This window comes from Micromonospora sp. WMMD1120, from assembly GCF_029626235.1.
Taxonomy (GTDB): domain Bacteria; phylum Actinomycetota; class Actinomycetes; order Mycobacteriales; family Micromonosporaceae; genus Micromonospora.
The window spans coordinates 7,065,326-7,086,587 of sequence record NZ_JARUBO010000005.1 but is presented as its reverse complement, the minus strand read 5'-3'; the positions used below and the strand labels follow the sequence as shown (position 1 = coordinate 7,086,587).

At 72.2% G+C, this 21,262-nt stretch carries 18 protein-coding genes; 13 read left to right on the top strand and 5 right to left on the bottom strand.

Annotated elements, in window-relative coordinates; all coding sequences use genetic code 11:
- Positions 1 to 14 precede the first annotated feature (14 nt).
- The 6 genes from O7634_RS31595 (at position 15) to O7634_RS31570 (ending at position 5,772) form a co-directional block, all read left to right on the top strand.
- Positions 15 to 2,561 carry a nitrate- and nitrite sensing domain-containing protein gene (locus tag O7634_RS31595; protein WP_278153783.1) on the top strand — a complete coding sequence of 849 codons (2,547 nt, stop codon included), beginning with the start codon at positions 15 to 17 and terminating at the stop codon, positions 2,559 to 2,561.
- 87 nt (positions 2,562 to 2,648) lie between these two features.
- Positions 2,649 to 3,068: a roadblock/LC7 domain-containing protein gene (locus O7634_RS31590; protein WP_203150674.1), complete on the top strand. Its 420-nt coding sequence runs from the start codon at positions 2,649 to 2,651 to the stop codon at positions 3,066 to 3,068.
- Between the two features lie 5 nt (positions 3,069 to 3,073).
- Positions 3,074 to 3,460: a DUF742 domain-containing protein gene (locus O7634_RS31585; RefSeq protein ID WP_203150673.1), complete on the top strand. Its 387-nt coding sequence runs from the start codon at positions 3,074 to 3,076 to the stop codon at positions 3,458 to 3,460.
- A complete protein-coding gene (locus O7634_RS31580) occupies positions 3,441 to 4,052 on the top strand; it encodes an ATP/GTP-binding protein (RefSeq protein WP_278153782.1) in 612 nt (203 codons plus the stop codon). Before O7634_RS31585 ends, O7634_RS31580 begins: the two co-directional genes overlap by 20 nt.
- Before the next feature lie 93 nt (positions 4,053 to 4,145).
- Positions 4,146 to 4,472: a YciI family protein gene (locus O7634_RS31575; protein ID WP_278154131.1), complete on the top strand. Its 327-nt coding sequence runs from the start codon at positions 4,146 to 4,148 to the stop codon at positions 4,470 to 4,472.
- A 4-nt stretch (positions 4,473 to 4,476) separates the two neighbouring features.
- Positions 4,477 to 5,772, top strand: coding sequence for a DUF6596 domain-containing protein (locus O7634_RS31570; RefSeq protein ID WP_347404304.1), 1,296 nt, complete (start codon positions 4,477 to 4,479; stop codon positions 5,770 to 5,772).
- A 27-nt stretch (positions 5,773 to 5,799) separates the two neighbouring features.
- On the opposite strand, the gene O7634_RS31565 is transcribed toward O7634_RS31570, so the two are convergent.
- Both O7634_RS31565 and O7634_RS31560 read right to left on the bottom strand, forming a co-directional pair.
- Complete coding sequence (locus O7634_RS31565) at positions 5,800 to 5,988, bottom strand: DUF397 domain-containing protein (protein WP_278153781.1); 189 nt, start codon at positions 5,986 to 5,988, stop codon at positions 5,800 to 5,802.
- Positions 5,979 to 6,746 carry a DUF5753 domain-containing protein gene (locus O7634_RS31560; RefSeq protein ID WP_278153780.1) on the bottom strand — a complete coding sequence of 256 codons (768 nt, stop codon included), beginning with the start codon at positions 6,744 to 6,746 and terminating at the stop codon, positions 5,979 to 5,981. The genes O7634_RS31565 and O7634_RS31560 overlap by 10 nt, the downstream gene beginning before the upstream one ends.
- A gap of 353 nt (positions 6,747 to 7,099) precedes the next feature.
- Here O7634_RS31560 and O7634_RS31555 point away from each other — a divergent pair, with 353 nt between their 5' ends.
- Positions 7,100 to 7,294 carry a hypothetical protein gene (locus O7634_RS31555; RefSeq protein ID WP_278147061.1) on the top strand — a complete coding sequence of 65 codons (195 nt, stop codon included), beginning with the start codon at positions 7,100 to 7,102 and terminating at the stop codon, positions 7,292 to 7,294.
- A gap of 92 nt (positions 7,295 to 7,386) precedes the next feature.
- Here the strand turns inward: O7634_RS31555 and O7634_RS31550 are convergent, their stop codons facing one another.
- Positions 7,387 to 10,239: an aconitate hydratase gene (locus tag O7634_RS31550; RefSeq protein ID WP_278153779.1), complete on the bottom strand. Its 2,853-nt coding sequence runs from the start codon at positions 10,237 to 10,239 to the stop codon at positions 7,387 to 7,389.
- A gap of 222 nt (positions 10,240 to 10,461) precedes the next feature.
- On the opposite strand from O7634_RS31550, the gene O7634_RS31545 reads away from it, so the two are divergent.
- Positions 10,462 to 11,160, top strand: coding sequence for a DedA family protein (locus O7634_RS31545; RefSeq protein ID WP_278153778.1), 699 nt, complete (start codon positions 10,462 to 10,464; stop codon positions 11,158 to 11,160).
- Between the two features lie 58 nt (positions 11,161 to 11,218).
- Here O7634_RS31545 and O7634_RS31540 read toward each other — a convergent pair whose 3' ends face one another.
- Both O7634_RS31540 and O7634_RS31535 read right to left on the bottom strand, forming a co-directional pair.
- Positions 11,219 to 11,881: a C39 family peptidase gene (locus tag O7634_RS31540; RefSeq protein ID WP_278148148.1), complete on the bottom strand. Its 663-nt coding sequence runs from the start codon at positions 11,879 to 11,881 to the stop codon at positions 11,219 to 11,221.
- A 706-nt stretch (positions 11,882 to 12,587) separates the two neighbouring features.
- On the bottom strand, positions 12,588 to 12,767 hold the full coding sequence (locus tag O7634_RS31535) for a hypothetical protein (RefSeq protein ID WP_278153777.1): 180 nt from the start codon (positions 12,765 to 12,767) through the stop codon (positions 12,588 to 12,590).
- A 19-nt stretch (positions 12,768 to 12,786) separates the two neighbouring features.
- On the opposite strand from O7634_RS31535, the gene O7634_RS31530 reads away from it, so the two are divergent.
- The 5 genes from O7634_RS31530 (at position 12,787) to pulA (ending at position 21,213) form a co-directional block, all read left to right on the top strand.
- Positions 12,787 to 13,533: a hypothetical protein gene (locus O7634_RS31530; protein WP_278153776.1), complete on the top strand. Its 747-nt coding sequence runs from the start codon at positions 12,787 to 12,789 to the stop codon at positions 13,531 to 13,533.
- 37 nt (positions 13,534 to 13,570) lie between these two features.
- Positions 13,571 to 13,960 (top strand): hypothetical protein, encoded by a 390-nt coding sequence (locus O7634_RS31525; RefSeq protein WP_278153775.1) that lies wholly within the window; start codon positions 13,571 to 13,573, stop codon positions 13,958 to 13,960.
- Positions 13,961 to 14,087: 127 nt separating this feature from the next.
- On the top strand, positions 14,088 to 14,768 hold the full coding sequence (locus tag O7634_RS31520; RefSeq protein ID WP_278153774.1) for a hypothetical protein: 681 nt from the start codon (positions 14,088 to 14,090) through the stop codon (positions 14,766 to 14,768).
- A gap of 174 nt (positions 14,769 to 14,942) precedes the next feature.
- A complete protein-coding gene (locus O7634_RS31515) occupies positions 14,943 to 15,614 on the top strand; it encodes a cellulose binding domain-containing protein (protein ID WP_278153773.1) in 672 nt (223 codons plus the stop codon).
- Positions 15,615 to 15,723: 109 nt separating this feature from the next.
- A complete protein-coding gene (gene pulA, locus O7634_RS31510) occupies positions 15,724 to 21,213 on the top strand; it encodes a pullulanase-type alpha-1,6-glucosidase (RefSeq protein WP_278153772.1) in 5,490 nt (1,829 codons plus the stop codon).
- The last annotated feature ends 49 nt before the right edge of the window (positions 21,214 to 21,262 follow it).

Genomic DNA, 21,262 nt, shown 5'->3' with positions numbered 1-21,262 from the left:
CCAGGGACGGTGTAATGGGTTCCCGCAGTACGAATCTGCGTACCAAGGTCGTTGCTCTTCTCGTCTCTCTCGTCGCGCTCTGGAGCTTCACGGCCTGGGTCACCGTCCGGGACGGGGTGAACCTGCTCGGCGTGCAGACCCTGGACTCGAAGGTCTTCGATCCCACCGAGCCGTTGCTGTTGCAGTTGCAGTTGGAACGCCGGGCGTCGCTGACCTACCTCGGTCGTCCCGACGACGCGCAGCGCGCCGCCCTGGCCGAGGCGCGGCAGCGGACCGACCAACTGGCGGAGACGTTCACGAAGTCCACCGAGAGCTGGCAGGTCGGCGCGCTGGCCAGCGACACGCTCGACCAGCGGATCACAACCCTCATCGCCGGTCTGGAGAACCTCGACAAGACCCGTACGGCGGTCGACGAGCGGAGCATCGACCGGGCCGGAGCCATCGCGACCTTCACCGGCGTCATCGAGGCGATCTACCGGGTGTACGACGCGCTGGGCAACCTCGACGACGAGCAGGTCGCCGAGGACACCGCGGCGCTGATCAGCCTCAACCGGGCCCGGGAGCTGCTGTCCCAGGAGGACGCGCTGCTGGCCGGTGTGCTGGCCGCCGGCCGGATCACCCCCGCCGAGCGGGCGGAGTTCACCCGGATCATCGGCGCCCGTCAGTTCGTCGCCGCCTCGGCGCTGGTCCGGCTCCCCACCGCCGACCAGCGCCGCTACGAGGCGATGTCGGCGGGCGCGACCTTCACCAGGCTGACCAGCCTGGAGACCCAGGTCATGCAGAGCGGTGGCACCGGCCGGCCCGCCGTGACCGCCACCGAGTGGAACGACACCACCGCTCCGGCGCTGACCGAGATCAGCGAGGTCGTGCTGGCCGGTGGCGACGGCGTGGTCGACCGGGCGACGCCGGTCGCCGTCGGCGTCGTCGTCCGGCTGGCGCTGGCCACCGGCCTCGGCCTGCTCGCCGTCATCGCCTCGATCATCGTCTCCATCACCACGGCCCGCGCCCTGGTCCGGCAGCTGGAGCGGCTGCGCGACGCGGCCTTCCGGCTGGCGAACGAGCGCCTGCCCGGTGTGGTCGAGCGGCTCGGTCGCGGCGACGAGGTCGACGTGGCCGCCGAGGCGCCACCCCTGGAGTTCGGCACCGACGAGATCGGCCAGGTCGGTAAGGCCTTCAACGCGGTCCAGGAGACCGCCATCCGGACCGCCGTCGAGCAGGCCGAGCTGCGCCGCAACGTACGCGAGGTCTTCCTCAGCCTGGCCCGACGCACCCAGGCCCTGGTGCACCGCCAGCTCACCCTGCTGGACGCGATGGAGCGGCGTGAACAGGACGCGGAGGAGCTGGAGGACCTGTTCCGGGTCGACCACCTGGCCACCCGGATGCGGCGTAACGCGGAGAACCTGATCGTGCTCTCCGGCTCCACCCCCGGTCGGGCCTGGCGACGCAACGTCCCCATGGTCGACGTGGTGCGCGGCGCGGTGGCCGAGGTCGAGGACTACACCCGGGTCAACGTGCTGCCGCTCGGCCCGGTCTCGCTCGCCGGCCGCGCGGTCGGTGACGTCATCCACCTGCTCGCCGAGCTGATCGAGAACGGGCTGTCGTTCTCCCCTCCGCACACCACCGTCGAGGTCCGGGGCCAACTGGTGGCCAACGGGTTCGCCATCGAGATCGAGGACCGCGGCCTCGGCATGAGCGAGGAGGACCTGGCCGCCGCGAACCACCGGATCGTCGACCAGTCCGAGCTGAACCTGGCCAACGCCACGCGCCTCGGGCTCTACGTGGTGAGCCGGCTGACCGAGCGACACGGCGTGCGGGTCCGGTTGAAGGAGTCCGCGTACGGCGGCACCACCGCTGTCGTTCTGATCCCGCAGGAGCTGGTCACCGAGGCCGACGTCTCCCCGGAGGACTCCGGCGCCTTCCGCACCGAGTCGGCCCTGCCCGCGCCATCGGCGCCCGCCGCCGACACCACACGTCCCGCAGTGCTCGCGCCCCTCGCGCTGGCCACGTCGACGACCACCGCGCCGGACACGGCGGCTCCGGTCAGCACCGCGGTACCCGCCGCCGACGACACCGCCACCACGTCGACACCGACCGACGAGACGGCGCTGCCCACCCGGCAGCGCACGACACCGGCCACCGCGACACCCGACCTGCCCACCCGGGCCCGGCGTGGCGTCGGTCAACCAGCCCTGGAGGCCCCGACGGTGCCCACCGGACTGCCCGCCGTCGAGCGCGCGCGACCCGCGGACAACGGCGCCACGCCGGCCACCGTCGCCGACGGCGGCCCGGTTCCCGCCCGAGCCGAGGTCGGGCGGACCGACTCCGGCCTGCCCGTCCGGGTCCGCCAGGCGAACATCGTCCCGGAGCTGCGGGACGACCCGGCACCGTCCGAGGCGGACGACGAGGACGTCGTACGCCCACCGGAGCAGGTGCGCCGGATGATGAGCTCCTACCAGACCGGCACCCGACGCGGTCGTACCGACGCGGCCCGGCTGATCGGCGGTGCCGGCGCTCCGGCGGCGACACCCGAGTCGAGCGATGAGGACCCAGAAGCCACCTGACCGAGCGCAGACGACGCGATGCCGCGCGTGTGACGGTCATGCCCCAGACGAACACGGCGCACAGCCGGGCGAGAAGAGGACGACGAAGTGACCCAGAAGACGGCTTCGAGCGCCGACCTGACGTGGTTGCTGGATGACCTGGTAGGCCGGGTGAAGCAGGCAGAGCACGCGGTCGCGCTCTCCACCGATGGCCTGTTGATGGCCTCCTCCCAGGGGTTGAGCCGGGACGACGGCGAGCACCTCGCAGCGATGGCGGCCGGCATCCAGAGCCTGGCCCGGGGCGCGGGCAAGCGCTTCGGCGGCGGGCAGGTGCAGCAGACCATCATCGAGATGCAGTCGTCGTTCCTGTTCGTCACCGCGGCCGGTCGCAACGCCTGCCTGGCCGTCCTGGCCAGCGAGGACGCGGACGTCGGCCTCATCGCCTACGAGATGGCGATGCTGGTGACCCGCGTCGGCAAGTACGTCGCGTCCCCGTCCCGCACAGAGCAACCGGCCGGCGAGAGGTAGCGGCGATGACGGTCCAGGGGGAGTCCGCAGACCACCAGTGGGTGGATGACCATGCGGGTCCGGTCGTGCGCCCGTACGCGGTGACCCGCGGTAGGGCCCGACCGGTCACCGGCACGTTCGATCTGATCTCCCTGGTCACCGCGACCCGCGCTGAGGTCACGCCGGAGGTCGGCATCGGTCCGGAGCATGTGGCGATCGTCGGGCTGTGTCAGCGCATACAGTCCGTCGCCGAGATCGCCGCCCATCTCGACCTGCCGGTGGGCACCATCCGGGTGCTCCTTGGCGACCTGGCGGCCCGCAGCCTGGTGCAGGTCCGCGAGCCGCAGACCACGGCCGGTCTTCCCGACAACAGCATCTTCGAGGCGGTAATCAATGGACTACGGGCACTCTGACCGGCCGGCGGGAGCGACCCCACTGCCCACCGCGATCAAGATCCTGGTCGCCGGCGGCTTCGGCGTGGGCAAGACGACCATGGTCGGCGCGGTCAGCGAGACCCGGCCGCTGCGCACCGAGGAGGTGTTGACCGAATCGGGGGTCGGCATCGACGACCTGTCCGGCGTGGAGGGCAAGACCACCACCACGGTGGCCATGGACTTCGGTCGGATCACCATCAGCGAGGACCTGGTGCTGTACCTGTTCGGTACGCCGGGTCAGGACCGGTTCTGGTTCGTCTGGGACGAGCTGGCCCTCGGCGCGATCGGCGCCGTGGTGCTGGCCGACACCCGCAGGCTCGCCGACTGCTTCCCGTCGATCGACTACTTCGAGGGCCGGGGCACGCCGTTCGTGGTCGCGGTGAACTGCTTCGAGGGCGCCCGGAAGTACCGGCTCGACGAGGTGCAGGCCGCGCTGAACCTGGACCCGGGGGTGCCGGTGCTGCTCTGCGACGCCCGCAAGCGGGAGTCCAGCAAGGAGGTGCTCGTCACGTTGATGGAGCACGCCATGAAGACCCGCGAGGCGCGCCGCCGCGCCGCCAGCGGAGACTGACCGAGGTTTTTCGGGGGAGGTGTCCGGAACGGCCTGCGCCGATCGTCATGCTGGTGACACTCCGAGAAGATCAGGGAGCACCAGATGAAGTACATGATGTTCGTGTGCAGTGACACCGAGCCGGACACCGACCCCACCGAGCTGCCCGACATCCACAAGTGGGTGGCGGAGAACGACGCCCGGGGACGCCGCCTGACCGGCGACGCGCTCGCGCCGACCAGCGCGGCCACCACCGTCCGGGTCCGGGACGGCGCGCTGCTCGTCTCGGAGGGGCCGTTCGCGGAGACCACCGAGGTGATCGTCGGCTTCGACCTGCTCGACTGCGCCGACCTGGACGAGGCGATCGAGGTCGCGCGGACCCACCCGATGGCCCGGGAGGGCCGGATCGAGCTGCGCCCGTTCGCGGACCTGCCCGACTGACGGCGTGTCCACCTCGCAACGCCGGCCGACGCACACCCGCGCGTCGGCCGGCGCGCTCCGCCCCGGTGACCGGTCTCCCGACGACCCGGCGGCCGTGGCCGCGCGAGCCGTCGCGGCGGCCGGCGTCGAGGCGTACCCCCGGATGGTCGCGACCCTGATCCGGGTGACCGGGGACTGGGCGTTGGCCGAGGACTGCGCCCAGGAGGCGTTGACAGTGGCCCTGGAGCGGTGGCCCGCCGACGGGGTGCCGGCCAACCCGGGCGGCTGGCTGCTGACGGTGGCCCGTAACCGGGCTGTCGACGTGCTGCGCCGAGCCACCGTCGAGCGTCGCAAGCTGCACGACCTGGCGGTGCTCACGCCGGCCGGCACGGGCGAGCCGGAGGCGCCGCCGGACGTGGTGGACGACCGGCTGCGGCTCGTCTTCACCTGCTGCCACCCGGCGCTCGCGCTGGAGGCCCGGGTGGCGTTGACGCTACGCACCGTCTGCGGTGTGCCGACCGCCGACATCGCCCGTCTGCTGTTGGTCAGCGAGTCGACGATGACCCGCCGGCTGACCCGCGCCCGCACCCGCATCGCGCAGGCGGGCATCCCGTACCGGGTGCCCAGCGGACCGGCGCTGACCGAGCGGCTACCCGGCGTCCTCGCCGTGGTGTACCTGCTGTTCACCAGGGGCTACGTCAACGACGGCGAGCCGGTGTTCGCCGCCGAGGCGGTCCGGCTGGCCCGGCTGCTCGACCGGCTGATGCCCGAGCAGTCCGAGGTGGCCGCGCTGCTGGCGTTGGTGCTGTTGCAGCACTCCCGTCGGGACGCCCGCCGCGACGCCGCCGGCAACCTGCTCACCCTCGACAGGCAGGACCGGGCCCGGTGGGACCGCGCCGCCATCGCCGAGGGCCTGGCCGCCCTCGATCGGGTACGCCACGACGGGGTGTACGCGTGGCAGGCCCGCATCGCGGCGTGCCACGCCACCGCGGCCGACGCCGGGGCCACCGACTGGCCGACGATCGCGCGGGCGTACGACGCGCTGAGCAACCTCCAGCGGTCGCCGGTGATCGCGCTCAACCGGGCGGTGGCGCACGGCTACGCGTACGGGCCGGCGGTCGGGCTCGCGCTGCTCGACGCGGCGCGGGCCGGCGGCGGTCTGGACGGCCACCCGCTGGCCGTGGCGGTGCAGGCCGACCTGGTGGCCCGGCAGGGGGACCGACGTGGAGCCGCCGCGCTGTTCCGGGAGGCGGCGGCCATGGTGGGCTCGGCGGTCGAGCGCCGGGCGCTGCTGGACCGGGCGGCCGAACTCGCACCCTAGAGGGGCGGCACGGTGAAGCTCAGGGGTTCAGCCGCGCTTGGCCATCTCCAGGAATCGGGACCAGGCCGCCGGGTCGAAGGCGAGCGCCGGACCGGCCGGGTCCTTGGAGTCGCGTACGCCGATGACGCCCGCGAGGTTGTCGGCGACCTCGACACAGTCGCCGCCGTTGTTGCCACTCTTGCTGCTCTTGCGCCACCGAGCGCCGGTCAGGTCCATGAGGCTGCCGCTTCCCTGATGAGGTTGAGGGACTGCGCCCGCGACAGGGCGCTGTCCCGGATGCGTTCCCACCGTCGGTCGAGCGTAGCAACGTCGGCAACCTTGTCGATGAGCTGCGCCTGCGCCTGGCTGTCGACGTGCGCGACCCGCGCGCCGTCCGGCATCTCGGCCACTGTGAACGGGCCGCCGAGGCCCGGGTACATGCCGACGTCGGCGGGCACGACGAAGACCGACACGTTCGGCAGGGCGGCCTGCTCGGCCAGCCGCTCGCACTGCTCCCGCATCAGGGCCCGGTCGCCGTCGAGGGTGCGCCGCAGGATTGCCTCGTCGAGGACCGCGACGAGCAGCGGCGGGCGTTCCCGGCGCAGGACGGCCTGTCGACTCAGTCGTGCCTCGGCGAGATCGTCGGCCTCGGCCGGCGTCAGCGCCTCACCGACCAGCGTCGCCAACGCGTACGCCTTGGTCTGTAGAAGCCCCGGAATCCATGTGAGCTGGAACGATCGCAGTGACAGCGCCTCGCGCTCGATCTCGGCCCAGGGGCGGAACCAGGCGGGCGTACGCCGCTTCAGCGCGTCGGGCCACAGCTCGTCGACGTTCCGACCGAGCAGCTCGGCCACCCGCGCGCGATGACGCGTCTGAGGAATTCGTCCCGTGCTCGCCCACTTCGCCGCCGTCTTCGGATCGACGCCGACCTGAGCAGCGAGGCTGTCGGCTGTGTGGCCTCTCTCGGCCATCGCCGCCTGTACGGCTCGATTCATCCTCAGACCCCTCAGAACGTTCCAGACGTTGGAGGGTAATAGTCATACGCGGTGTGATCGGTTGGCAACCCTCGGCAGGGTGCTGTGTAGACAGCATCGAGAGGAAGCACGGGATGCCCGACGACAAACCCTGCAACGGTCCCCATCGGCCCGGCAGTCGACCGGTCCCGCCCCGTACGACCAGCGCCGGACCGACCGGGCCTCGGCACCCTCCGTACCGTGGCCCGGGCCGCGCGGCGAACGTCGTACCCGAATCACGCTGGCGGCCCCGGTGCGGCCCGCCGGCCGCGCACACCGCCGACGGCCCACTCTGGACGTGTGACGCCTGCGGTCACGACTGGCCCTGCCCCGCGTTGCGAGCGACCCCCACGGACGCCGCTCGCCGCGCGACCCTGATCCCCGAGTTCTCCCGGATCACCCGCCGGGCGATCCGCGACCTGCGCGGCCAGCCGGGCGGCCCCGATCCGGTCGCCATCGTCCGCCGCTTCCTCTGGTTCCTGCCCCTGACCGACGAGGAGGCCCGCGCTGTCGCACTCAGGCTCCGCTAGACGAGCAGGTCCCCGCCAACCACGGCGCAGCCGGAAACGACGCGGGCTCCCTCCCCGCCGGAGCGGGGAGGGAGCCCGGTGACGTCGGTACGTCAGTTGGCGATCATGCGGCGCAGCACGTACTGCAGGATGCCGCCGTGCCGGTAGTAGTCCGCCTCACCGGGGGTGTCGATCCGCACCACGGCGTCGAACTCCACGCCGGTGTCCGTGCTGACGTGCACGGTGCGCGGGGTCTCGCCGTCGTTGAGCGCGGTCACGCCGGTGATGGTGAACGTCTCCGTGCCGGTGAGCCCCAGCGACTCGGCGGTGACGTCCACCGGGAACTGCAACGGCAGCACGCCCATGCCGATCAGGTTGGAGCGGTGGATCCGCTCGTACGACTCGGCGATGACCGCTCGGACGCCCAGCAGCATCGTGCCCTTGGCCGCCCAGTCCCGCGACGAGCCCGACCCGTACTCCTTGCCGGCCAGGATGACCAGCGGGACGCCGGCCTCCTGGTAGGCCATCGAGGCGTCGTAGATCGAGGTCTGCTCGCCGGTGAGGTGGTTGACGGTGAAGCCGCCCTCCACCCCGGGCACCAGCTGGTTGCGCAGCCGGATGTTGGCGAACGTGCCCCGGATCATCACCTCGTGGTTGCCCCGGCGGGAGCCGTACGAGTTGAACTCGTGGCGCGGCACGCCGTGCTCGGCGAGGTACTTACCGGCGGGGGAGTCGACCTTGATCGCGCCGGCCGGCGAGATGTGGTCGGTGGTCACCGAGTCACCCAGCTTGGCCAGCACCCGCGCGTCGGTGATGTCGACGACCGGGCTCGGCTCCTGCCGCATGCCCTCGAAGTACGGGGGCTTGCGCACGTAGGTGGAGTCGTTCTCCCAGGCGAAGGTGTCACCGGTCGGGGTCGGCAACGACTGCCACCGCTCGTCGCCGGCGAACACGTCGGCGTACGCGGCGCTGAACCCGGTCGCGCCGATCGCCTGGGCGATGACGTCCTGGATCTCGGCGCTGTTCGGCCAGATCTCGCGCAGGTAGACCGGGTTGCCCTCGCTGTCCTCACCGATCGGCTCGTTGGCCAGGTCGATGTCCATCGTGCCGGCGAGGGCGTACGCGACCACCAGCGGCGGGGACGCCAGGTAGTTCATCTTGACGTCCGGGTTGATCCGGCCCTCGAAGTTGCGGTTGCCGGAGAGCACCGAGACCACTGACAGGTCGTGCTCGTTGACGGCGGCGGACACCTCCTCGGGCAGCGGGCCCGAGTTGCCGATGCAGGTGGTGCAGCCGTAGCCGACCAGGTTGAAGCCGAGCTTGTCCAGGTACGGGGTGAGGCCGGCGCGCTCGTAGTAGTCCATGACGACCTTCGAGCCGGGCGCCAGGGTGGTCTTGACCCACGGCTTGCGGGTCAGGCCCTTCTCGACGGCGTTGCGGGCCAGCAGCGCCGCACCGATCATCACCTGCGGGTTGGACGTGTTGGTGCAGGAGGTGATCGCGGCGATCACCACGGCGCCGTGGTCCAGCTCGTACTCCACACCGTCGCTGCCGGTGACCCGGACCGGGTTGGTGGCCCGGCCACCCGCCCCGGCGGCGGCGGTCTCCAGGTCGCGCGGCTCGTCGGCCGGGTCGCTGAACTCGTTGGCCGGCGGGTCGCTGGCCGGGAACGACTCGGCGCTGGCCTCGTCGGCCGGGCCGTTCGCGCCGCGCGGCAGCTCCTCGCGGGCCACGCTCGGCTTGAGGTCCCGCTCGACGTCGGAGTCGTCGGCGACGTAGTCGGTGAGCGCCGAGCGGAACAGCGTCTTCGCGCTGCCCAGCGGCACCCGGTCCTGCGGGCGCTTCGGGCCGGCGAGCGACGGCTCGATGGTGCCGAGGTCCAGCTCCAGGCGCTCCGAGTAGACCGGCTCGGCGGCCGGGTCGTGCCAGAGGCCCTGCTCCTTGGCGTACGCCTCGACGAGCGCGACCTGCGCGGCGTCGCGGCCGGTCAGCTCCAGGTAGCGGACGGTCTCGGCGTCGATCGGGAAGATCGCCACGGTGGAGCCGTACTCCGGGGACATGTTGCCGATGGTGGCCCGGTTGGCCAGCGGCACGGCGCTCACGCCGGGGCCGTAGAACTCGACGAACTTGCCGACCACACCGTGCTTGCGCAGCATCTCGGTGATGGTCAGCACCAGGTCGGTGGCGGTCGTGCCGGCCGGCATCTCGCCGGAGAGCTTGAAGCCGACGACCCGGGGGATCAGCATGCTGACCGGCTGGCCGAGCATCGCGGCCTCGGCCTCGATGCCGCCGACGCCCCAGCCCAGCACACCCAGGCCGTTGACCATGGTGGTGTGCGAGTCGGTGCCGACGACGGTGTCCGGGTACGCCTGCCCGTTGCGTTCCATGATCGTGCGGGCCAGGTACTCGATGTTGACCTGGTGCACGATGCCGGTGCCCGGCGGGACGACCTTGAACTCGTTGAACGCGGTCTGGCCCCAGCGCAGGAACTGGTAACGCTCCTTGTTGCGCTCGTACTCCAGCTCGACGTTGCGGGCGAACGCGTCCTCGCGGCCGAACAGGTCGGCGATCACCGAGTGGTCGATGACCAGCTCGGCGGGAGCGAGGGGGTTGACCTTGGTGGCGTCGCCGCCCAGGTCGCGGACGGCCTCGCGCATGGTGGCCAGGTCGACCACGCAGGGCACGCCGGTGAAGTCCTGCATCAGCACCCGGGCCGGGGTGAACTGGATCTCCACGCTCGGGTCCGCGTCGGGGTCCCAGCCGCCGAGCTGGCGGATGTGGTCGGCGGTGATGTTCGCGCCGTCCTCGGTCCGCAGCAGGTTCTCCAGCAGGATCTTCAGGCTGTACGGCAGCCGGGCGTGGCCCTCCACCTTGTCAATCTTGAAAATCTCGTAGCTCGCGTCTCCGACGCGTAGCTGGGTCTTCGCACCGAAGGTGTCGAGGCTCGCCACGTCGTACTCCTTCACACCAGCGACCGTGAGTAGTCCTGAGCAGTCTGTCGCACCGGTCGGGGTGCCGCCGAAGTTAGGTGACACTTACCGCCGATTCCGCTCCCAACAAAACCGTACGTCCGTCTTGCTATCTGCGCAACCCGACGTCACGCCCGGGCGGTCCGGGCCGCTTCACGGTGGCCCCTGGTGGTCGGGCCAGCGGGGTAGGGTCGGGGGTCGGATCGGAAGGGGTGCCGGGTGGTCGACGTTCAGCACTGGCTCTCGGCGCTGCCTCCGGGCGTGGTCTACCTGATCGTCGCCGGGGTGATCGGCGTGGAGAGCATGGGCGTCCCGCTGCCCGGCGAGATCGTCCTGGTCAGCTCCGCCCTGCTGGCCGCCACCGGCGTCGTGGAGCCCGAGTGGGTGGCCGCCGCCGCGGCCTTCGGCGCGATCGTCGGTGACTCCGTGGGGTACGCCGTCGGCCGGCGAGGTGGTCGTCCACTGCTCGCCCGGCTCGGTCGCCGATTCCCCAAGCACCTCGGCCCGGCCCAGCTCGCCCGCGCCGAGCAGAGCTTCGCCCGGCACGGTGTCTGGGCGGTCTTCTTCGGCCGGTTCGTCGCGCTGCTGCGGATCCTGGCCGGTCCGCTCGCCGGGGCGCTGCACGTGCCGTACCGGCGGTTCCTGGTGGCCAACGCGGCCGGCGGGTTGGTCTGGGCCTTCGGCACGACGTACCTGCTCTACTCGGTCGGCCGGGCGGCCGAGCACTGGCTGAAGGACATCTCCTGGGCCGGGCTGGTCCTCGCGGTGCTCGCCGGGCTCGGCAGCACCTGGTGGCTGCGCCGACGCGCACACCGGGCGGAGTCGTCGGCTTCGGAGTCGAACGACGTCGGCCCCGCCGTCGAGGCCGCCGCGGCGGCCCCCGCCGTCGGGTCGGTCCGCGCGGGCGGCGAGCACTGAGGCCTGAACACGGCGAAGGGCCGGGCCCCGGGTGGGGTCCGGCCCTTCGTGGTGGTGCTTAGCTGGTGGCGTAGCCGCGGGTGGCGATCCAGTCGGCGAGGTGCTCGACGGTGATCTGGTAGGAGGCGGTGTCCGGGTCGGCGGAGTCGGCGATCGTGACGACGTTGCCGTTGTCGCGGTAGCCGGTGACGCTGATGTAGTGCCCGCCCTCGAACGAGTGCGTGTTGCCGTCGGTGTCGGTGGTGGTGCCGGCGATGTTGGCCACCACTGCCCGACCGTCGTCGACGGTCTTGACGATGTCGGCGCGCAGCGTGTCGGTCTGCGCCGCGTCGGCGTCGGGCTTGCTGATCTCGACCGAGTGGTACGCGTCGGCCTTACCGGTCTCCTTGTTCAACACCGGCGTGATGTCGTTGATCGAGTTCGTGCCGGCCTCGGTCGTGCCCATCTCCTTGGCCATCGCGTCCACGCTGATGTCCTTGCCCTGCACACTCAGCGCGTTACGGGCAGCGGCCGGGCCGCAGTAGTAGAAGTTCGGCTGCGCCTCGTAGCGCACGCCGAGCTGACGCTCACCATGCCCCTGACGGTCGGCGACCGTCTGGGTGGTGGGCCTGGCGGTGCTCTGCGCGGCGAACGCGGTCGTGACGGGGCCGACGATGGCCCCACCGGTGAACGCGAGACCGGCAGCGGTCAGAGCGGTCCTACGAATCAGATCGGTACGCATGATGGCGTGCTCCTCTGCTTCATTCGGGGGAAAGAACCCGCACGCTGTGATCGGGGGGGCGTGCGGGGGAAGATCGGTGCTGGCGCCCGGCGGCCCTGCGGTGGGGCCGGCATCGGGACCCTGTGCAACGACACCCGACCGGGGCTCATTCCCGGGCCCGGATGGTGCGACGGGCGCGGGTGGCCGGCGTCCGGGGGGTGTAACCGGGCGCGGTCAGCCGGCGTCCGGGGGGTGTAACCGGGGTCAGCCGGCGTCCGGGGGTGTAACCGAGGCGGCCTGGCCGGTGTTCCCGCCGGCTGCCCCGCGCCATCGACCTACCAGTCGCGGCGGCGTGCCAGGTATAACGACCTCAACCCGGCGGGGATTCCACCGCCCGGGTGGCCCCGCCCACGGGACACGGCCCGGCAAACCGGACGAACACCCCATCCGGGCAGCCCACGACCCTGCCCACGCACGTGATCCACTCGGGGTCCCTGGAAGTCGGGCCTTCCGGCGCGCGGGATGCCCCGGTTTCCCGGAAACCCGAGTCGATCACGTCGCCTGTCCGGGCGGCCGGTGTCCGGGCGTGGCAGCCCGGCTCCGTGATCCACTCGGGGTCCCTGGAAGTCGGGCCTTCCGGCGCGCAGGATGCCCCGGTTTCCGGAAACCCGAGTCGATCACGTCGCCTGTCCCGGCGGCCCCACCAGCGTCCACAGCGGACGCGGGATCAGTCCGGCTTGGCCGTGTCGCCCGCCTGGGCGTGCCGTTCCAGCAGTCGCTGCCGGATCTCCTCCGGGGTGTACGCGCGCCGACGCCGCTCGGCTCGGGCGATCACCACACCGGAGGCCGCGACACCGGCGAGGCCGGCCAGCCCGAGGACCTTCCACCACCGCACTCGTTGCCGCATCCGCCTAGGCTAGACCCTCATGAGCATCAGCCTGGATGAGGCCGTCGAGCTGACCCGTACCGGCGACGTGTGGGTGTTCCGGGGTCGCAGCGTGCCGGACCGGGCGATCCAGTTCACCACCAACAGCCCGGTCAACCACGTTGGCATGGCTGTGGTGCTTGACGACATGCCGCCGCTGATGTGGCACGCGGAGCTGGGCAGGTCGTTGCCGGACCTCTGGTCCGGAACCCACCAGCGCGGCGTCCAACTGCACGACCTGCGGGACGCGGTCTGCGTCTGGGCCAACCGGTACGGCCAACGCGCCTGGCTGCGGCAGCTCGACCCGCCGGCCGACGGGGAGATGGAACGGGCGGTGCTGCGCACCATCGCCCGGTTGGACGGCACGCCGTTCCCGTCCACCGCGCAGTTGGCCTGGCGGTGGGTGCGCGGTCGGGTGCCGTCGCTGCCGCGCCCCGGCCGTCTGTCGGCGCTGCCGCGTCTGCTCCGCCCGGAACCGGGGCCCACACCAACTGACCGCGCCGAGCACAGCGGCCCCGCGAGGGCACCGGGGGGCCGTGCCGGCGCGCCCGCCGAGCGGGACCGGGCGTTGGAGACGGCGTACTGCGCCGAGGTGGTGGCGGTGACCTATGAGGCCATGGGGTTGCTGCCGGCGGGTCGGCGTCCGAACTGGTACGACCCGGGGCGGTTCTGGAGCGGCGACGACCTCGGTCTGGCCGCCGACGCCCGGCTCGGCTCGGAGATCGAGGTACGGGTGCCGCCGCGCTGAGGTTTGACCTCGGCGTCGACCGGCAACTGCTGTCGCTGTGAACGCCTCCACGGACCTCGACACGTTGACCGATTTCTTCGACCGGTACGGCGTGGCCCTGACCACCGGTGACCTGCCGGCCATCGCCGGCTGTTACGCGCTGCCGGGGATGGTGGTGGCGGACACCTACAGCTTCTCCTTCACGTCGGCCGCCGCCGTGGCGTTGTCCTTCGTGGGCGCCGCGCCCGACTACCAGGATCGGGAGCTGGTGGCGGCCCACGCCCGGATCGAGGACGTGCAGCCGATCTCGGCGCTGCTGACCATGGTGGCGGTGGAGTGGGAGTTCCTGGACAGCCGGGGGCGGGCGGTGCCCGGGGAGCGGTACCGCTACCTGCTGCGCTCCGCCGATCAGGGTCCGCTGATCTGCACCGTCGTCCGGACGGCCTGACCGACCGGGACCGTCCACCGGGTCGAGCCGTTTTCCGTGTCCGGTCGGCCCGATCCCTACCCACCTGGTTTCCGGTTGTGGCGGTGCTGGCTACGCTGGCGCGTCGGTGGGGACGAGGGGAGACCTGATGGCGGTGCGGCCGGAGGGTGCGGCAGCTTCACGGGCGGCCCGGGTGCTGGTGTCGGTGCCGTGGGTCGTGGTGCTGCTCGGGGTGTGCGCGCTCGTGGTGCTCCTGGTGATCGCGCTGCTGTCGTTCCGGACCAGGGAGCGGGAAACCCCGCCGCAGTCCGCGCCGCCGGTGTTCCTGCCCACGGCGCCGGCCGCCACGTCGGCGACCGGGGGCCCGCCCCCGGCCGGGGTGGAGCGGCGTACGACCTCGCCGCGGCCCTCGCGCAGCAGCCGGACACCGTCGCCGCGGGCCAGCGTGAGCGCGACTCCGGCGCAGGGCCGGGTGACCGCCTCGACGGCGCCGGCGGTGCCCCTGGCCGGCGCTGTCAGCGCGCGCTACCAGGTCGGCACCGACGGCTGGGACGGGGACGCCGCGGTCCTGTCGATCGCCAACGAGTCGAGCCGGTCGATGGACTGGCAGGTGGAGCTGGCGTTCGACGACGACCTGTGGGCGCTGCGGGTCAGCGACGACGAGGAGGTCTCGGTGCGGGGACGCGGAGACGGGAGGTTCGTGTTGCGCGGCATCCGTTCGCTGGGGCCGGGCGACTCCCGTGCGGTGCGACTGCGGATCGGCTGGGGCGAGTCGGGGGAGCGACCGTTGCGCTGCACGATCAACGGGGTCGACTGCCGCATCGGCTGAGCGGGCCCAAACCCCGCCCGCCCGCGTCCGGTCGCCGCCGGGCCGTGCCGCGTCAGGTCGTCGCCGGGCCGCCCCGCGTCAGGCCGCCCGCGAAGGACGCCACCGAACTTTCCGGCTCGGGGCATCGATCGCTACGCTGCCCGGACGGTCCGCTGAGGGAGGTACATGTCCGGCATGCGCCGTGTTCCGCGCTCATCGCACGGTCCGGTCGCGATCGCGTCGTCGCCCTGGATCGTGGTGGGCGCCGGTGTCGTCGTGATGGTGGTGCTGCTCATCGTCGCCCTGAGCGCGTACCGCGGGCGTAGCCCCGCGCCGGACGGCGCGTTGCCGCCGACGTTGCCGGTGCCGTCGACGGTGGCCGCGCCGAGCGCGCCCACCACCGTGTCGTCGCCGGCGCCGGCCCTGCCGGGATTGTCGGGGCGGGCGAGTGGACTGCCACCCAGCCCGACGCCCAGCTCGCCATCCCCGTCGGTCGCGCCGCCGAAGGCGCCGGTGGTGACCCGCTCACCGAGTCGTGCCGTGCCGGACCAGCCGGCGATGACCGGGCGCTACCGGGTGGTGCAGAGCTTCGACGGGGGTTTCATCGGCGAGGTGTCGATGGTCAACAGATCGTCGCGGAGCCGTGGGTGGACGGTGCGGCTGGAGTTCGGAGGTGGACGGTTGGTGACCACCTGGGTGGAAGGCGTTCCACAGGGGACGGTGCGGCAGTTCGACGGCGGCTTCACCTACGCCAGCGGGGTGGACGTGCCGCCGGGTGGCTCGGTGTCGTTGCGTTTCCACCTGGAGCGGGCACCGTCCACGCCGCGCGGGTGCACTGTGGACGGGGCGCGCTGTAGCGGCTTCTGAGCGATGTTTCCGCAAGGACACTGCTGGATTGCGACTGTGTTTGCAAGGTATTGCAGATTGTTTCGGCGAGGGCTAGCGTGCGCCCATCAGCGACCAGAGGAAGGCGTCGATGAAACCCTCGCCGATACCGCGTACCGCCCTGCTGGCCCTCGTCTCGATGCTCACCATCACGCTCGTCGGCGCTCCGGTCGCCGTGCCGCCCGCCGTCGCGGCGGCACGGACCGACGCCCCCCTCCCGACCGGCGGAGCCGCCCAGTGGCGCGCCGAGCCCAGCGCCGAAGCGCTGCTCAGGGCGGGCAGCAACGGGGCGCGAGCCGAGCAGTTCTACTTCGTCCTGCCGGACCGGTTCGCCAACGGCGACCCCCGCAACGACCGGGGCGGCCTCGCCGGCGACCGGCTGCGCACCGGGCTCGACCCGACCGACAAGGGCTTCTACCACGGCGGCGACCTCAAGGGCCTGATCGACAAGCTCGACTACATCCAGGGGCTCGGCACCACCGCCATCTGGCTCGCCCCGGTCTTCAAGAACCGGCCGGTGCAGGGCGCCGGAAACGACATCTCGGCCGGCTACCACGGCTACTGGATCACCGACTTCACCCAGGTGGACCCGCACTTCGGCACGAACGAGGAAATGAAGAGGCTGGTCCAGCTCGCCCACCGGCGCGGGATCAAGATCTACCTCGACGTGATCGTCAACCACACCGCCGACGTGATCAAGTACGCCGAGGGCAAGTACGCGTACGTGGACAAGGCGACGTCGCCGTACACCGACGCGCGGGGGCGCGCGTTCGAGGACCGCAACTACGCCGACGGCAGTCGGGCATTCCCGCCGGTCGACGAGGGATCGTTCCCGTACACGCCGACGTTCGGTGAGCCGGCGGACGCCACTGTCAAGGTGCCGGCCTGGCTCAACGACGTCACCATGTACCACAACCGGGGTGACTCCACCTTCGCCGGCGAGAACAGCGAGTACGGCGACTTCTTCGGCCTCGACGACCTGTGGACCGAACGCCCCGAGGTGGTCCGGGGGATGACCAAGGCGTACGGGGACTGGATCGGCGCGCTCGGCGTCGACGGGTTCCGGCTGGACACCGTCAAGCACGTCAACATGGACTTCTGGCCGCAGTTCAGCCAGGGCATCGAACGGGCCGCCGAGAAGGCCGGCAAGAAGGACTTCTTCATGTTCGGCGAGGTCTACAGCGCCGACCCGGAGATCACCTCCAGCTACGTCCGCCAGGGCAACCTGCCGGCGACCCTGGACTTCCCCTTCCAGGAGGCGGCGCGCGGGTTCACCGCAGGCGCCGGCTCCGCGAAGGCCCTCGCCGACGTGTACGCCCGCGACGACCTCTACGCCACCCGCGACACCGACGCGGGGCGGCTGCCCACCTTCCTCGGCAACCACGACATGGGCCGGATCGGTTCGTTCATCGCCGGTGGTGGCAGCGACCCGGCCACCCACCTGTGCCGCGACCAACTCGCCCACCAGCTGATGTTCCTGACCCGGGGGCAACCGGTGATCTACTCCGGCGACGAGCAGGGCTTCACCGGCCCCGGCGGCGACAAGGACGCCCGGCAGGACATGTTCGCCTCGAAGGTGCCCGACTACCTCGACGACGACCTGCTCGGCACCGACCGCACCCACGCCAGCGACCAGTTCGACACCGCCCACCCGCTGTACCGGACCATCGCCGAGCTGGGCCGGCTGCGCCAGACGCACCCGGCGCTGCGCGACGGCGTGCAGGTCACCCGGCACGCCGCCGACGGACCCGGCGTCTTCGCCGCCTCCCGGGTCGCTCCCGCCGACCGGACCGAGTACCTGGTGGCGGTCAACAACGCCGACACCGAGCAGACTGTCACAGTGGACACCTGGTCGGCCGGCGCCACCTTCACCGGCATCTACGGCGGCGCCGGCCGCACCACGGCGACCGCAGAGGGCAAGCTCACCGTGACGGTGCCGCCGCTGTCGGCGGTGGCGTACCGGGCCGGCACGCCCATCGCGCACGCCACCACCAAGCCGACCATCACCATCACCAGCCCGGCGCCGGGCACTCCGGTCGCCACCCGGGCGGCGGTGACCGCCCAGGTCACCGGGGACCCGCTGGCCACCGTCACGGTCGCGGCCCGGGTCGCCGGCGGACGCTGGACGCTGCTGGGCAGCGCCGACCGCGCCCCGTACACGGTGCCGCACGACCTGACCGGCCTGGCCGGCGGCACCCGGATCGAGTACAAGGCGGTGGTCCGCGACGGCCGCGGCCGCACCGCGACGGCCCGGTCCACCGCCACCGTCGGCACGCCGCCGCAGGGCGGGTCCCGGGAGTGGGCGGTCGTGCACTACCAGCGCCCCGCCGGAGGGTACGACGACTGGGGGCTCTACGCCTGGGGTGACATCGACCCGGCGTACGTCACCGAGTGGCCCAAGGGGCAACAGTTCGCCGGGGAGGACTCCTACGGCCGGTTCGCCTGGGTGAAGCTCAAGCCCGGCGCGAAGACGGTGAACTTCCTGGTGGTCGACGCCGACGGCACGAAGGACGTCGCCCAGGACCGCGGCATCGACGTCACCGCCACCGGTGAGGTCTGGCTCAAACAGGGCGACCCGGCGATCTATCCCAGCCGCCAGGCGGCCACCGGCGAACCGGACCCACCGGTCGAGGAGGGCACCGCCGTGCTGCACTACCGGCGGACCGACGGCGACTACGACGGCTGGGGCCTGCACGTCTGGGACGGCGCGGCCAACCCGACCGAGTGGTCGGCCCCGCTGCGCCCGAGCAGCGTGGACGCGTTCGGCGCGGTGTTCCGGGTGCCGCTGGCGGCCGGGGCCACCGGGCTGAACTACATCATCCACCGGGGCGACACCAAGGATCTCCCCGACGACCAGCGGCTCGACGTCGCCAGCGCGGGCCGGGAGGTGTGGCTGCTCGCCGCAACCCCGGGCCGGCTGCTGCCGTCGACCGCGACCAGCACCGGCGGGGACACCGACATCACCCAGCAGAAGGCGCACTGGATCGACAGGTCCACTGTGGCGTGGCAGACCCCACCCACCGACGGCAGGACGTACGCGCTGGTCACCGCCCCCGAAGGCGGGGTACGCGTGGTCGACGGGGAGCTGACCGGGGCGTACACCACACTGCCGCTGCGGGCGCAGCGCAACGGGCTCACCGAGGCCCAGCGCACGCGGTTCCCGCACCTGTGGTCGTACCGCAGCTTCGCTCTGGACCGCGCGGACCTGGCGAAGGTCCCGGCGGCGCTGCGCGGGCAGGTGCTCGTCACCGAGCGCGACGCCGAGGGCGCGCTGCTCGCGGCGACCGGCGTGCAGCTACCCGGCGTGCTCGACGACGTGTACCCCCGGGCGACCGACGCGACGCTCGGGCCGACGTTCGCGGGGCGGACGCCGAGCCTCGCGCTGTGGGCGCCGACCGCCCGGACGGTGGCGCTCCAACTCTTCGACTCACCCACCGCCGCGCCGCGAACGGTGCCGATGCGCCGCGACGACCGCACCGGCGTCTGGTCGGTGCGCGGCGACCACACCTGGACCGGCAGGTACTACCGGTACGAGGTGCGGGCCTGGCAGCCGGCGGCGCAGAAAATGGTCACCGCCTCGGTCACCGACCCCTACTCGGTGGCCCTCGCCGCGGACTCCACGCACAGCCAACTCGTCGACCTGGACGACCCGGCGCTGGCCCCGCCCGGCTGGCGGACACTGCGCAAACCGACGCCGGTGCCGGCCTCGAAGGCGCAGGTCAGCGAACTGTCGGTGCGGGACTTCTCGATCGCCGACGACACCGTGCCGGCCGAGCGGCGGGGCACGTTCCTCGCCTTCACCGACCCGAAGACCGCCGGCATGACCCACCTGCGGGCGCTCGGCGACGCCGGGGTCACGCACCTGCACCTGCTGCCCGCGTTCGACTTCGCGACGATCCCGGAGCGGCGCGCCGACCAGCGCCAACCGGCCTGCGACCTGGCGGCGCTCGCGCCGGACTCGGAGGAACAGCAGGAGTGCGTGGCGGCGGTCGCCGACACCGACGGCTACAACTGGGGGTACGACCCGCTGCACTACACGGTGCCCGAGGGCGGCTACGCCGTCGACCCGGTCGGCGCGGCGCGGACCACCGAGTTCCGGCGGATGGTCGCCGGGGTCAACGACGCCGGTCTGCGGGTGGTCATGGACGTCGTCTACAACCACACCTCGGCCGCCGGCACCGACGCGACCTCGGTGCTCGACCAGATCGTGCCCGGCTACTACCACCGGCTGCTCGACGACGGGACCGTCGCCAACTCCACCTGCTGCGCCAACACCGCCCCCGAGCACGCGATGATGGGCAAACTGGTGGTCGACTCGGTGGTCACGTGGGCGAAGCGGTACCGGGTGGACGGTTTCCGGTTCGACCTGATGGGCCACCACCCGAAGGCGAACATCCTGGCCGTCCGCGCGGCGCTGGACAGGCTGACGGTCGCCCGGGACGGCGTCGACGGCCGGTCGATCCTGCTCTACGGCGAGGGCTGGAACTTCGGCGAGGTCGCCAACGACGCCCGGTTCGTCCAGGCCACCCAGGCCAACATGGCCGGCACCGGCATCGGCACGTTCAACGACCGGCTCCGCGACGCGGTACGCGGCGGTGGACCCTTCGACGCGAACCCGCGCGTGCAGGGCTTCGCCTCCGGGCTCTACACCGACCCGAACGGCGACCCGGTCAACGGGTCACCGGCCGAGCAGAAGGCCCGCCTGCTGCACGCCCACGACCTGATCAAGGTGGGGCTCACCGGCAACCTGCGCGGCTACCGCTTCACCGACACCGCCGGACGGCAGGTCACCGGGGCGCAGGTCGACTACAACGGCTCCCCGGCCGGCTACACCGCCGCGCCGGGGGAGGCCGTCACCTACGCCGACGCGCACGACAACGAGATCCTGTACGACGCGCTGGCGTACAAACTGCCGCAGGCCACCACGGCGGCGGACCGCTCCCGCATGCAGGTGCTGGCGCTGGGCACCGTGGTGCTGGGGCAGGGCACCGGCTTCGTCACCACCGGCACCGAACGGCTGCGGTCGAAGTCGCTGGACCGCAACTCGTACAACTCGGGGGACTGGTTCAACCAGATCCGCTGGGACTGCGCCAAGGGCAACGGGTTCGGCGCCGGTCTGCCGCCCGCCGCGGACAACGCCGACAAGTGGTCGTACGCCAAGCCGTTGCTGGCCGACCCGGCGCTGGTGCCGGACTGCGCGGCGATCATCACCACCGACGCCCGGTACGCCGAGCTGCTGCGCATCCGGGCGTCGTCGCCGGTGTTCGGGTTGGCCACCGCCGAGCAGGTGCAGCGGCGGGTGGCGTTCCCGCTGTCCGGGGCGCAGGAGACGCCGGGTGTGCTGACCATGACCCTGGACGCCCGCGGGCTGGGCGGGCCGTGGACGTCGGTGACGGTGGTGTTCAACGCCACCCCGCAGACGGCGACGCAGACGCTCACCGGTCTGCGCGGGGCGGACGTCGCGCTGCACCCGGTGCTCGTCGACTCGGCCGACCCGGTGCTGCGTACCGCCTCGTTCGACCGGGCGGCCGGGACGTTCACCGTGCCGGCGCGCAGCGTGGCGGTCTTCGTCCAGCGGTGACGAGCGGACCGGCCCCCTCCCGCGTTCCGCGGAAGGGGGCCGGCCCGTT